The sequence below is a fragment of the Betaproteobacteria bacterium genome, assembly GCA_016713305.1.
Taxonomy (GTDB): domain Bacteria; phylum Pseudomonadota; class Gammaproteobacteria; order Burkholderiales.
Map to the genome: position 1 here is coordinate 267699 of JADJPK010000004.1, position 13284 is coordinate 280982.

The window sequence follows — 13284 nt, forward strand, 5'->3', positions numbered from 1 at the left end:
GGTGCGTTGCGCGAGGCAATCGTGCAGGCCCGCGCAGCGCGCAGTTGCCGGGGCGGCTCGTGAAGATTCAGGAATCCCCCGCGCGATGGCAGGCGACCGAATGTCCGGGTCCGAGTGCGCGCAATGCCGGCTCCTCCACGCCGCAACGTTCCATCGCCAGCGGACACCGCGTGCGGAACCGGCACCCGGACGGCGGATCGATGGGACTCGGCAGATCGCCCGTGAGCCGCACGCGTTCGGCGCCGTCCGTGCACGGCTGCACCGTGGGAATCGCCGAGATGAGCGCGCGCGTGTAGGGGTGCGCGGGCTGCGTCCAGAGCGTGCGGCGTCCGGCCAGTTCGACCAGCTTGCCCAGATACATCACGGCGATGCGGTCGGACACGTGTTCCACGACCGAAAGGTCGTGAGAGATGAAGACGTACGCAAGACCGAGATCGCGCTTGAGATCCATGAGCAGGTTGATGACCTGTGCGCGGACCGAGACATCGAGCGCGGAAACCGGTTCGTCGCAGATCACCAGCCGCGGATCGAGCGCCAGAGCCCGCGCGATGCCGATCCGCTGCCGCTGACCGCCGGAGAATTCGTGGGGATGCCGTTGCGCGGCCTCGGGACGCAGTCCCACTTTCGCCATGAGCCAGGCGACCCGTTCGCGGCGCTCGGATGCGGAACCGCGGCCGTGCACGATGAGCGGCTCTTCCAGGATGCGTCCGACGGACATCCGCGGATTGAGGGACGCATAGGGGTCCTGGAAGATCATCTGCATCTTCGGCCGCAGCGGCCGGAGCGCCGATCGCGACATCCCCGAGATGGCCCGCCCTTCCAGCAGGATCTCGCCCGCTGTGGGACGGACGAGCCCCATGGCGCTTCGCCCCAGCGTGCTCTTGCCGCAGCCGGATTCGCCCACGAGCCCGAGCGTCTCGCCCGCAGCCACGTCGAGGCTCACGCCGTCCACCGCGCGAACGACGCCCGCGCGGGTCGGGTAATGGACCTTGACGTCCGAGAACCGCAGCAGGACCTCGTTCACGATGCCGCGCCCTCCTCCACGGCGAAGCAGGCGGCCGCGCGACTGCCTGGCAGCGGACGAAGCGACGGCATCTCCTTGCCGCAGCGCTCGCCTGCCAGCGGGCACCGCGGTGCGAACGCGCAGCCTGCGGGCATGTCGTCGAGCGCCGGCACCAGCCCTGGAATCTCGTTCAGGCGTTCGGCAGGTTGCCCCGGCTGCGGTATGGAGGCCAGCAGGCCCCGCGTGTAGGGGTGGTTCGGTGCCGCGAAGAGATCTTCCGTGCGCGCCTGCTCCACGATGCGCCCCGCATACATGACCGCCACGCGTTGCGAATGCTGCGCGACGACGCCCAGGTCGTGCGTGATCAGCAGCACGCCCATGCCCGTGCCCCGCTTCAGGTCGTCGATGAGATCGAGGATCTGCGCCTGGATCGTGACATCCAGCGCGGTGGTGGGCTCGTCCGCGATGAGCAGGCGGGGTTCGCACGCGAGCGCCATCGCGATCATCACGCGCTGGCGCATTCCGCCCGAGAGCCGGTGAGGATGCTCGTGGACGCGCCGGCCGGCCTCGGGAATGCCGACCATGTCCAGCAGTTCCACGGCGCGGCGCGTTGCGTCGCGGCGCGAAGCTCCCGGTGCAGCATCACCGATTCGGCGATCTGTTCGCCGATGGTGAAGACCGGGTTGAGCGAGGTCAGGGGTTCCTGGAAGATCATCGCGATGCGATCGCCGCGGATGGCGCGCATCTGCGCATCCGGAAGGCGCAGCAGGTCCTGCCCTTCGAACAGGATCTCGCCGCCTGCAATGCGGCCCGGCGGGTCCGCGATCAGACGCAGGATCGAGAATGCCGTGACCGACTTGCCGCACCCGGATTCGCCCACCAGCGCAAGCGTCTCGCCCGCTTCGACGGAGAAGTGCACCCCATCCACCGCCTTCGCGACGCGGCCCCGGGACCGGAAGTGCGTCTGCAGTCCACGGACGTCCAGCAGCGCCATCAGGACCGGTTCCGGAAAGAAGGGGCCGGCCCGGACGCACCGGCGGGCCGCCGGGGAAATCGCGATGAGACGACGGGGCTCGGAGGTCTCACGGTTCAGCGATTGCGCAGCCTGGGATTGAGCGCATCGTTCACGCCCTCGCCCACGAGATTGATGGCCAGGACCGTCAGCAGGATCGCCACTCCGGGCAGCGCACACACGTACCAGGCGGTGCGCAGCACTTCGCGCCCGGCCCCGATGATGGTGCCCCAGCTCATCACGTTGGGATCGCCCAGACCTAGGAACGCGAGACCCGCCTCGGTGAGGATGGCCGTGGCCACCATGAGCGATCCGGTCACGATGATCGGTGCCAGGGCGTTGGGCAGGCAGTGCAGCGCGATGATGCGCAGGTCACCCATGCCCATGGCGATGCAGGCCTGGACGAACTCGCGGCTGCGCAGGCTCAGGAACTCACCGCGCGTGAGCCGCGCCACGGGCGGCCATGACACGACCCCGATGGCAAGCACGATGGTGGTGACGGTCGGCTTGAAGATCGCGACGAGCACGATGGCGAACAGGAACGCGGGAATCGTCTGGAACAGCTCGGTGAGACGCATCAGCACGTCGTCGATCCAGCCGCCGAAGTAGCCGGCCAGCGCGCCGATCGTCACACCCAGCAGGAGCGCCACGCCGGTGGCCACCACGCCGATCACGAGGCTCACGCGTGCGCCGTGGAAAATGCCGGCGGCCAGATCGCGCCCCATCATGTCCGAACCCAGCGGATGCGCGGCGTCCGCACCCGGGGCGAGGAAAGGCTCCGCCACCATGTCCCACGGATCGCCCGGGTAGAGCACGGGCGCGGTCAACGCCATGACCACGATCGCCAGCAGGACGACGGCGCCAGCCAGCGCCGGCACGTTGCGGATGAACCGCGCGAGGAATGCTTTCACACGAGTTCGATCCTGGGGTCCAGCCGCGCGTAGACGAGATCGACGGCCAGATTGACCGCGACCACCAGCAGCGACGACATGAGCAGGATGCCCAGCAGCAGATTGTGATCGCGCTGGAACACCGCTTCGAATGCCAGACGTCCCAGGCCCGGCCAGCCGAACACCGTCTCCACCAGCACGGAACCGCCCAGCATGGAGCCGACCTGCAGCCCCAGCATCGTCACCATGGGCAGCAATGCGTTGCGGAACACGTGCCGGTACGCGACCCTGCGCTCGTCCAGACCTTTCGCGCGCGCGGTCGTGACGAAGTCCTGCCCGTACACCTCCAGCATGGAGGCCCGCATGAGCCGCGTGTACAGCGCGAGGTAGAACAGGGAGAGCGTCACCGCGGGCAGCACCAGATGGCGTCCCACGTCCACCAACGACGCCCAGCCCGTCAGGTCCGCCCCGATGGTCTGCATGCCGCTCGACGGCAGCCACTCGAGCTGCACCGAGAACACCAGGATCATCATGAGGCCGATCCAGAAGATGGGGGTGGCGTAGGCGAGAAGCGCCAGCACCGACACCAGGGCATCCACCGGCCGGCGCACGTGCTGTGCCGCCGTGATGCCCAGCGCGATGCCCAGCACGAACGCGACGGCCACCGCGACGAGCATCAGCAGCAGAGTGGCCGGAAGCCGGTCGGCGATCAGCGAGGCGACCGGCATGTTGTGGCGGAACGAAAAGCCGAGGTCGAACGTGGCCACCTGCGCCAGATAGCGGCCGAGCTGGATGGGAAGCGGCTGGTCCAGCCCGAACTTCGCCTTGAGTTGTGCGACGTACTCGGGCGATGCGCCTCCCGCTTCGCCGGCCAGCACGTCGGCGGCATCCCCGGGGGCCAGGTGCAGCAGGAGGAAGTTGAAGATGGCGATGCCCAGCACGATCGGCACGGCCTGGAGCAGCCTGCGCAGCAGGAACCGGACAAAGCGCTTCATGGGGTCCGGGCGCCGTCCGGAACATGCCCGCGAGCCACCTCACCGGAGCGGCGGCAGGCGGATCGGTGCGATGGACAGCGTTTCACGGGCACGGATGCCGGGGGACAGTGCCGTCCTACTTCCTGAGCCAGGCGTCCGCGAACGATCCGTACACGCCCTCCGCCGAATTCGTGTGGTCCTGCACCTTCCTGTTGACCAGTGTGAAGAACCGCACCTCGAACAGATCCAGCACCGGCAGGTCGTCCTGGGCGATCGCCTGCAGACGGTTGATGAGATCCTTGCGCTTCTTGCGGTCGTGCTCGATCTGCGCGTCCTCGATCACCTTGTCCATCTCGGGATTCGAGTAGCCGGAGGCGTTGGAGAACGGCACGCCCTTCTTGATGTTCTTCGTCCAGTAGATGCGCTGCACACCGATGGTGGGGTCGGGCAGCGCGTAGAAGAAGTTGCTGGTGACGTCGAAATCGTTGTCGGTGTACACGCGTTTCAGGAATGCCGCCGTGTCCTGGCTGCGGATCTCCACGTCGATGCCGACCTTGCCCAGAGCCTGCTTGAAGTATTCGGCCGTGCGCTGGTAGTCGGCACCATAGGGCAGGAAGTCATGAACCAGCTTGAAGCGCTTTCCGTCCGCCCCGCGCTTGAATCCGGCATCGTCGAGCAGTTGTTCCGCCTTCTTCGGGTCGAACGGATACTGGGGCACGCTGGCCGAATAGAACTGGGTGAGCACCGAAGGCACGGGACCGGTCGCCGGCTTGCCGAAACCGAACCAGACGGTCTTCACCACCAGGTCGCGGTTGACGGCGTGCGCGATGGCCTGCCGCACGCGCTTGTCGGCCAGGTACCTGTTCTTCAGATTGAACTCGAGCAGGAACAGCGGTGCGAGGTATTCGTAGCCTCTGGTTTCCAGATCGAACTTGCCGGTCGCCTCGAGCCGCTTCACGTCGTTGAGCGGCACCGGACTGAACCCGCCCAGCAGGACCTCGCCCGTCTCGAACGCCGCGGCGCGCGCAGAGGCATCCGGGATGATGCGCAGGACGATCTTGTCGAGATGGGGCTTGCCCCGGTCCCAGTAGTTCGGATTGCGCTCGAGCAGGATGAAGTTGCCCTTCTGCCACTCCTTGAACATGAACGGCCCGGTACCCACCGGCTTGCTGTTGTATGGGTTCTGCGCGACGTCGGTGCCGTCGTACAGATGCTTCGGCAGGACCTGGCCCTCGTAGCTCGACAGTGCGGACATGAGATAGGGCGAGGCTTCCGACAGCTTGAAGACGGCCGTGAGCGGTGAGGGCGTCTCCACTGCCGTCAGCTTGGCGAAGGTCGAGCGGCCGCGCGGATGGAGTTCCTTCCACACCTTCATCGCGGAGAACTGCACGTCGGCCGAGGTGAAGTCCTTGCCGTCGTGCCACTTCACGCCCTTGCGCAGATTGAAGGTGATGGTCTTGCCGTCGGCGCTCACCTTCCACGTCTCCGCGAGCGAGGGCCGCGGATTCATGTCGTAGTCGTACGTGAGCAGACCCTGGAGGATCTTGGTCGAGACCACGCCGATGGGGCCGGCCGAGTTCGTGGCGGACACCAGAGTGGGCGGCTCCGGCTGCACCACCATGGTGAGCGTTCCGCCCTTCGCGGGCTCCTGTGCACCAGCGAAGGGAACGGTGGCACAGGCGGCAAGGACAGCCGCGGCGAGGAACCTGAGGAAGGACATGCGGACTTCTCCGAAAGTGCAGCGAATCGCCGGTTGACTGCGTTCGAGTTTAGCAAGAAGGACACCTTGGGCCGCCCCGCTCCGGCAAGCGCCGGCGCGAGGAGGAGAACCCGCGAAGGCTCGCGCGGCCGGCCTCAGGTCCGGCGGGCATCCTCGCGGATCATGTCGGCGGCCTTCTCGGCGATCATCACGCAGGCGGCGTTGCTGTTGCCCGAGACGACATTGGGCATGATCGAGGCGTCGACGACCCGCAGCCCTGCCAGCCCGCGGACCCTGAGACGTTCATCGACGACGGCAAGCGGATCGCTGCCCATGCGGCAGGTGGATGTGGGGTGATACACGGTGCCGCCGACGCCACGGGCATAGTCCAGCCACTGGTCGTCCGTCTCCACTTCGCGGCCGGGTGCGTGTTCCGCCAGCACATAGTCCGACAAGGGCGCCGACGTGACCAGACGGCGCACGAGCTTGAGGCCGTCGACGACCGTGCGCCGGTCGCCTTCCGTGCCGAGGTAGTGGTACCGGATGACCGGCGGCTGCATCGGGTCGGCCGTCTGCAGACGCACGTATCCGCGCGCTTCCGGACGCAGCGGCGACATGGACACCGTGAAGCCGGGAAACGGATGCAGTCCGGTGCCCATCCTGTCCGTGCTGAAGTTGATGAAGTAGAGCTGGATGTCGGGCCGCGGAACATCGGGGCGGGTCCTCACGAACGCACCCGCATAGCCGGCGCTGACCGTGAGCGGCCCCCGGCGCGACAACACGTAGCGAAGACCGCTCCGGAGCTTGCCGAGCGGCGTGCGCAAGGCATCGTTGATCGTGATGGGGCGCGCGCACTTCCACACCGTGCGCACGTAGAAGTGGTCCTGCAGTCCCTCCCCCACGCCGGGCAAGTCCTGCACGACCGGGATGCCCAGCCCCCGCAAGGTTCCGGCCGGGCCCACGCCCGACAACTGCAGCAGTTGCGGCGAATTGAAGGAGCCGGCCGACAGGATCACCTCCCGCGCCGCACGGGCCGTCTGCACCGCACCCGACTGCACGAACTCCACGCCCGCGGCGCGCCTGTTCTCGAAGACGATCCGCCGCACGTGCGATTCCGGGCGGATGTGCAGGTTCGAGCGGTTCCTGACCGGATGCAGGTAGGCCACGGCACAGCTGGCGCGCCGGCCCCGCCGCGCACTCGTGTGGTAGTAGCCGATGCCTTCCTGTTCGCGGCCGTTGAAATCGTCGTTGCGCGCGATGCCCAGCGAGCCGCCGGAGGCGATGAACGCGTCGCACAGTTCGTGGCGGTCGGGAAGTTCGCTGACGGATAGCGGACCGCCGGTGCCGTGGAACTCGTCGCTCCCCCCGTCGAAGTCCTCCGACCGGCGGAAGTAGGGCAGAACGTCCGCGAAGCTCCAGCCCCGGTTGCCCAGCCGCGCCCACTCGTCGAAGTCCTCGCGCTGACCACGCACGTGCACGAGACCGTTGATGGAACTGCAGCCGCCCAGCACCTTGCCGCGCGGGGTGAAGACTCGCCGGTCCTTCAGTTCCGGTTCCGGCGCCGACTGATACATCCAGTTGACCGAAGGCGTGGCGAACAGCTTGCCATAGCCCAGCGGCACGTGTATCCAGGGATTGGTGTCGCGCGGCCCGGCCTCGAGCAGCAGAACGCTGGTGCTGCCGTCCTCGGTGAGACGGTTCGCGAGCACGCAGCCGGAGGAGCCGGCGCCGATGATGATGTAGTCGTAGTCCATGTTCGTGTCTCACCGGCGCTGCCGGTGGTCTGTTGTCTCCGTCAGCCGCGCCCCCTGTACGCGGGCACACCCTGGTCCGGTATCCAGACGCCGGCGGGCGGTTTGCCCGTCTGCCAGAAGACGTCGATCGGCATGCCGCCTCGCGGGTACCAGTAGCCGCCGATCCTCAGCCAGCGCGGCTTCAGCAGGTCGCGCAGCCGCTTGCCGATGCCCACGGTGCAGTCCTCGTGGAACGCGCCATGGTTGCGGAACGCTCCGAGATACAGCTTGAGCGACTTGCTCTCCACCAGCCAGCGGTCAGGCACGTAGTCGATCACCAGGTGCGCGAAGTCGGGCTGGCCGGTGATGGGACACAGGGACGTGAATTCCGGCGCGGCGAAGCGTGCGACGTAGCGCACGTCGGCATGCGGATTGGGCACTCGCTCGAGGAGGGCCTGCTCGGGCGATGGCGGAAGGGCCGTGGGTTGGCCGAGTTGACGCAGTGACGTTCCGGAGCGCGGGCGCGCGGTCTTGTTTGCAGGCATCGAGAGGATCCGTGGCGGCAGCGTGTCCGCGAGAAGCTCTCGATTCTGAGCCATTCTCCCTGGCGTGAAAACCGGCCCGGCGTCCGCCCTCCGGCGAAGGCGGGGAAACGGATTCCGCCGACGGCGGGCGGCAGGGGGCAGACCGGGATCAGTCCCCCATCCAGAGCGCGGATTGAGCCTTCGCCAACTCGTGGAAGCATCCCAGCTCGGCCAGGCTGTCGCGGCACCACTGGGCGTCGCTCAACCCCTCTTTCGCGCGTTCCTCGATGTGATCGCATGCCACCATGGCCTCCAGGGCGTCGGCGTGCGGCCGCACGCTGTCCAGCGTGATCAGGATGTCTTCGCGGATGCTGCGGTGCTGGCGCGTCTTGGGGTCGACGAAAGTGCCGTCCAGGCCGAACCGGCACGCCTGGAAACGGTTGAAGTTGTAGACGAGATAGTCGTCCTCCTCCGGCCGGTAGGCGCGGTCGATGCTGAGCATGCGAGCCAGCGCCTGGATGTAGCACGCGATGTCCGCGGCGTGCTCCACCGTGAGCGGCGTGTCGCACACCCGGACCTCGATCGTGCCGAACTCAGGCTTGGGGCGGATATCCCAGTAGAAGTCCTTCATGCCGCTTACGACACCCGTGGCCGTCATCTTGTCGAAGAACTTTTCGAAGTCCTGCCAGCTCGTCAGGAACGGCGCGCGCCCGCTCAGGGGAAAGGCGAACACGGAATTGAGACGTGCCGACGAGAAGCCCGTGTCCACGCCCTGCACGTACGGCGACGACGCGGTGAGCGCGATCAGCTGGGGAATGTACCGTGACAGGCAGTGAAGCAGGAACAGCGCTTCGTCGGAAGACGGGCAGCCCACGTGGACGTGCTGGCCGAAGATGGTGAACTGCTTCGCCAGATAGCCGTACAGCTCCGAGATGTAGTGGAACCGCTCGGTGTCGAAGATGCGCCGGTGCGCCCAGTGCTGGAAGGGATGGGTGCCGCCTCCGCTCACCGCGATGTTGAGCTTGCGCGCCGCATCGGACAGCGCGGTCCTGATGGACCCGAGTTCGGCCAGAAGGGCGTCGTGCCGCGTGTGGATGCCGGTGCTGATCTCGATCATGCTCTGCGTGAGCTCGGGCTTGATCTCGCCCGGATGGGTGGTGCGGCCGAGGACCGCGAGAATGTCTTCCGCGCCAGGCGAGAGGTCGTAGTCGACTCGCGACAGGAGCTGCAGTTCCAGCTCCACACCCAGCGTGAGGGGCTCAGAAGCCTTGAACGGTTCGAGCATTGCGATTCTCTCCGCCGATCGGTGCGCGCTCCTCGCCCGCACGTCTGATGGCCAGCGCGCACAGCACCGGACCCGCCAGTTCCAGGATCACCACGCAGCCTGTCACCAGCGCCTGCACCTCTGCGCCCTCGGCGAGCCGTTCGAGCCGGGGATACCGCGCCAGGGCCAGGGCCAGGCTCGACATGGGCGCAAGGGCGACCCCCAGCATGAAGCCCTTGCGCATCGACAGACCACTCGGCACGGCGAGCGCGCCGGTGACCAGGGACTTCGCCAGGAGACGGGCGACGACGGCGGCGAGCGCGGCGGCGCCACCCGCGAACGCCATCGCCAGATCGAGGCCGATACCCGTCAGCACGAACAACAGCAGGACCAGGACCGCACCCGCCGTGCCGAAATGCGGTGGGAAGAACGTCATCCGCGCGCCCTTCCTGCGCAGCAGAAGACCGCCCAGCAGAAGCGCAAGAGGTGCGAACAGCTGGAACTGATAGGCGACGGTGCCGCTCAGCAGCACCGTGGACAGGGCCAGAACGAACGCATCTCCGCCCTGCGGCGAGAACAGGCGGAAGACGAATCGCAGCACGGCCGCGGACACGAGGCCCAGCAGGAAGGATCCGCTCAGCAGGTAGACCGGCTGCAGCATCGCCGACAGCGGCGCGGGTCCACGGTCGAGTTCGACGAAGGCCACCAGAGCCTTGAACGCGACGATGGCGAAGATGCCGTTCAGCGCGGCGAGCAGGAGCAGCCGTTCGGTCACCTGCCCGCGCGCGTCGAGTTCGTGGACGATCCGCACGACGATGGTCGGCGACGTGGCGATGGAGATCGCACTGACCAGCAGCGCCGTGTCCCGCCCCACTCCGAACAGACGCAGCGCCGCGAGGACGGCCACGAACGTGGCCGCCGCCTCCAGCACGCCCGTCGCAAGCAGCCAGCGGTTGTTGCGGAGCCAGCCGAGATCGACCCGGCTGCCCAGTTCGAAGGCCATGAGACCCACGACCATCTCCACGACGAGATTCAGCGGCGCCATCTCGTCGGGATGGATCACCCCCAGCACGGAAGGACCGAACAGCGACCCGCCGATCAGATAGCCGACGATGCGCGGAAGCGACAGATGACGCTGCGCAATTTCCGCGAACACGATTCCCGCGATGAGGACGAGCGCAAAGCGGCCGCCCATGTCGAGCGGCAAGGCGATGTCTCGAATGAACTCCACGGGTCCTCCTCCGGACGTTGGTGAATGCGGCCGGAAGCGAGGGAAGGTCCGATCGAGATCCGCGTGCATCGATGGGAACTTCCCCGGGCTTTCCGATGAGTGGCGGCGCGTGCGGCCGCCGTCCAGGGCCGGAATCCGGACGAGAAAGATCCGGTCAAGGCATCGGGAGGGGGGTCACGGGAGGTGGGTGACACCCGTCCTGTGGTCGGGCAGGAGGCGCCGGTCGGTCAGCGGGACGAAGGCGCGATCCAGGCGGACGATGATCGTCCCAAATCGCCCGGGGTGCAACGCCGGCCGCCGGAGAAGACCGCTGCGATGGTGCGATCGTCACCCAGGGTCTGCACCGTGCCGAGCCAGCGCTCGGCACTCTCCGCTCTGCTCGCGAGCCACTGAACGAGCGGAACGGCCGCTGGATCGAGGATCACGACATCTGCATCCAGGCCCGGTGTCAGATTGCCCGTGTCCGATTCCAGGCCCAGTGCCTGCGCCGCGCCGCCGGTGGCGAGCCACAGTGCCTGCGATGGGGTGATCGGCTCGCCGCGCAATTGCGACACTTCATACGCTGCCCCCATGGTCCGCAGCATCGACAGCGTCGTGCCCGCGCCCACGTCGGTGGCGAGTCCCACGGGGATGGGATCGGACCGCCGCTTGGCGGCGCGAAGATCGAACAGCCCGCTGCCCAGGAAGAGGTTGGAGGTGGGACAGTGCGCGAGGGCCGCGCCGCTGGCGGCGAGGCGGTCGCGCTCCCGGCCCCGCAGGTGGATGCCGTGTCCGAGGATCACACGCGGCCCCAGCAACCCCGCGCGATCGAGGACGTCCGTGTAGTCGAGGCACTCGGGGTATAGATCGCACACCCAGCGCACTTCATCGAGATTCTCCGCGATGTGCGACTGGACCCATACGCCCGGATGGGCGCGATAGAGCTCGGCAGCGGATTCGAGTTGCTCGCGCGAACTGGTGACCACGAACCGCGGCGTGACCGCATAGCCGAGCCGCCCCCTGCCATGCCAGCGCTCGATGAGCCGGCGCGAATCCTCGTATCCGGAACTGACCGTGTCCTGCAGCCCTTCGGGTGCATGGCGATCCATGAGCGTCTTGCCGGCGATGATGCGCAGGCCGGACTGCTCGGCCTCCTGGAACAGCACCTCCACCGCCGACGCGTGGACGGTGCCGTAGACCACCGCGGTGGTCGTGCCGTTGCGCGCGATCTCCTGCAGGAAAAGACGTGCCACTTCCCGCGCGTACCCGTCGTCGGCGAACCGCCGCTCCTCCGGGAACGTGAAGCGCTGCAACCATTCGAGGAGCGGATGACCGCTCGCGCCGATGATGCCCAGCTGCGCGAAGTGCACGTGACAGTCGATGAAGCCCGGGACCATCAGCCCATCCGCATGACGTTCCACGGGCGTGTCCGGCGGCAGCGTCCGCGACACATGCGCCGCCGGGCCGAAGGCGCTGATGCGGCCTTCCTCCATGACCAGCATGGCGTCACTGTCGTAACCGAGCGCATCTTCGGGTGGAACCGTGAAGGGATCCGCCTTGAACCAGAGTGCCGGGCCCCTCAAGGCGAGAGCGCGGTTCAAATGCCGATCTCCACAAGCGTGTGCTGCGCGATCATCAGCTCCTCGTCGGTCGGAATGACCCATGCGCGCACCCGGCTGTGCGCTGCGCTGATGAGCGGCCCGTGGCGGCGATTGGCCTCCTCGTTCACGGCGAGCCCCAGCCAGGCCGCGAGGCTTCCCACCCGGCTGCGCACGCGAACGCTGTTCTCGCCGATGCCTGCCGTGAACACCAGCGCATCCAGGCCGCCGACCGCAGCAGCCAGCGATCCGAGTTCCCGGCCGATGCGGTAGCACAGAAGCTCGATGGCGAGCGCGGCGCGCGGATCGCCGCTCGCCTCCAGCGACCGCATGTCCGAGGAGAGTTCCGACACGCCCTTCAGACCGGACTCGTGGTAAAGGAGATGCTCCACGGCGCGAACGTCCATGCCGCACTGGTCCAGCAGATACATCACGGCACCCGGATCGACGCTGCCGCTGCGCGTGCCCATGGGCAGACCCTCGAGCGCCGTGAAACCCATGGTGGTGGCGATGCTGCGCCCCGCCTGCAGCGCGCACATGCTGGCGCCGTTGCCCAGATGCAGCACGACCGTCCGGCCTCCGGCGGCGCCTGCATCGAGTTCCTTCAACCGCCCGGCGATGAACTCGTACGACAGGCCGTGAAAGCCATAGCGGCGCACGCCCTTCGCCCGTATGGCCGCGGGCAGGGCATACATCTGCGCCAGTTCCGGCTGGGTGCGATGGAACGCCGTGTCGAAACAGGCAACCTGTGGGAGTGCGGGCGCCAACGCGGAGATGGCGCGGATGGGCGCGACGTTGTGTGGCTGATGCAACGGCGCGAGCGGCACCAGCGCTTCGAGTGCGGCGACAACCTCGTCGTCCACGCGGACCGGCGCTGCATATCGCGTACCGCCGTGGACGACACGGTGCCCCACCGCGAGCAGCTCGATCGATGGGTCTTCCGCGAAGCGCTGCAGCAGGAGCGCGGTGGCGCGATGGTGGCCCAGCGCTTCGCCGAATTCCTGCGTGACGTGCGTGCCGGCGTCCGCATCGTCGATCACAAGCCGTGAATTGCCGAGCAGATTCTCGACCTGGCCATGCCGGACGAGACGAACGGCCGCGCCCTCCACGCCGTAGAGCGAGAACTTGAGACTGGAGGAGCCCGCGTTCAGGACGAGGAGGGAGGACATTTCCGTGTCAGGCGACGCGCGACGGACCAGTCCCGAGACGCTGATCCGTGGACCCGAGGCATCCCATCCTCATCCTGTCCTTCTCCTTGAAGGAGAAGGGACCTGCTGCAGACAGGCTGGGGGGGACTCCTGGTCCCCGGTCCCGAGGCACCCCATCCTCATCCCGTCCTTCTCCTCGAAGGAGAGGAAATCCGCTGCAGACAGGCTG

9 protein-coding genes and 1 pseudogene are annotated in these 13284 nt (G+C 67.4%); all 10 read right to left on the bottom strand.

Going from position 1 to position 13284, the window contains the following annotated elements:
• Positions 1–67: 67 nt before the first annotated feature.
• The 10 genes and pseudogenes from IPK20_01910 to IPK20_01955 all read right to left on the bottom strand — a co-directional run bounded on the left by IPK20_01910 (position 68) and on the right by IPK20_01955 (position 13076).
• A complete protein-coding gene (locus IPK20_01910; protein MBK8015567.1) occupies positions 68–1024 on the bottom strand; it encodes a dipeptide ABC transporter ATP-binding protein in 957 nt (318 codons plus the stop codon).
• Positions 1021–1997, bottom strand: a pseudogene (locus IPK20_01915) (ABC transporter ATP-binding protein). The gene IPK20_01910 and the pseudogene IPK20_01915 overlap by 4 nt, the downstream one beginning before the upstream one ends.
• A 95-nt stretch (positions 1998–2092) precedes the next feature.
• Entirely contained in the window at positions 2093–3925 is a 1833-nt protein-coding gene (locus IPK20_01920; protein ID MBK8015568.1) for an ABC transporter permease subunit, read from the bottom strand.
• A 90-nt stretch (positions 3926–4015) separates the two neighbouring features.
• A complete protein-coding gene (locus IPK20_01925; protein MBK8015569.1) occupies positions 4016–5599 on the bottom strand; it encodes an ABC transporter substrate-binding protein in 1584 nt (527 codons plus the stop codon).
• Positions 5600–5733: 134 nt separating this feature from the next.
• Positions 5734–7332 (bottom strand): choline dehydrogenase, encoded by a 1599-nt coding sequence (locus tag IPK20_01930; GenBank protein MBK8015570.1) that lies wholly within the window; start codon positions 7330–7332, stop codon positions 5734–5736.
• 41 nt (positions 7333–7373) lie between these two features.
• Positions 7374–7856, bottom strand: coding sequence for an NADPH-dependent 7-cyano-7-deazaguanine reductase QueF (gene queF, locus IPK20_01935; GenBank protein ID MBK8015571.1), 483 nt, complete (start codon positions 7854–7856; stop codon positions 7374–7376).
• Positions 7857–8004: 148 nt separating this feature from the next.
• Positions 8005–9120 carry a glutamate--cysteine ligase gene (locus IPK20_01940; GenBank protein ID MBK8015572.1) on the bottom strand — a complete coding sequence of 372 codons (1116 nt, stop codon included), beginning with the start codon at positions 9118–9120 and terminating at the stop codon, positions 8005–8007.
• Positions 9095–10330 carry a cation:proton antiporter gene (locus IPK20_01945; GenBank protein ID MBK8015573.1) on the bottom strand — a complete coding sequence of 412 codons (1236 nt, stop codon included), beginning with the start codon at positions 10328–10330 and terminating at the stop codon, positions 9095–9097. Before IPK20_01945 ends, IPK20_01940 begins: the two co-directional genes overlap by 26 nt.
• 227 nt (positions 10331–10557) lie before the next feature.
• Positions 10558–11973, bottom strand: coding sequence for a guanine deaminase (guaD, locus tag IPK20_01950; GenBank protein MBK8015574.1), 1416 nt, complete (start codon positions 11971–11973; stop codon positions 10558–10560).
• Positions 11907–13076 carry an acetate/propionate family kinase gene (locus IPK20_01955; protein ID MBK8015575.1) on the bottom strand — a complete coding sequence of 390 codons (1170 nt, stop codon included), beginning with the start codon at positions 13074–13076 and terminating at the stop codon, positions 11907–11909. The genes guaD and IPK20_01955 overlap by 67 nt, the downstream gene beginning before the upstream one ends.
• Between the last annotated feature and the right edge of the window lie 208 nt (positions 13077–13284).

Coding starts and splice junctions, on each gene's coding strand:
- IPK20_01920 (MBK8015568.1), bottom strand. CDS start 3,925: ATGTTCCGGACGGCGCCCGGACCCCATGAAGCGCTTTGTCCGGTTCCT.
- IPK20_01925 (MBK8015569.1), bottom strand. CDS start 5,599: ATGTCCTTCCTCAGGTTCCTCGCCGCGGCTGTCCTTGCCGCCTGTGCC.
- IPK20_01930 (MBK8015570.1), bottom strand. CDS start 7,332: ATGGACTACGACTACATCATCATCGGCGCCGGCTCCTCCGGCTGCGTG.
- queF (MBK8015571.1), bottom strand. CDS start 7,856: ATGCCTGCAAACAAGACCGCGCGCCCGCGCTCCGGAACGTCACTGCGT.
- IPK20_01940 (MBK8015572.1), bottom strand. CDS start 9,120: ATGCTCGAACCGTTCAAGGCTTCTGAGCCCCTCACGCTGGGTGTGGAG.
- guaD (MBK8015574.1), bottom strand. CDS start 11,973: ATGGGTCATTCCGACCGACGAGGAGCTGATGATCGCGCAGCACACGCT.
- IPK20_01955 (MBK8015575.1), bottom strand. CDS start 13,076: ATGTCCTCCCTCCTCGTCCTGAACGCGGGCTCCTCCAGTCTCAAGTTC.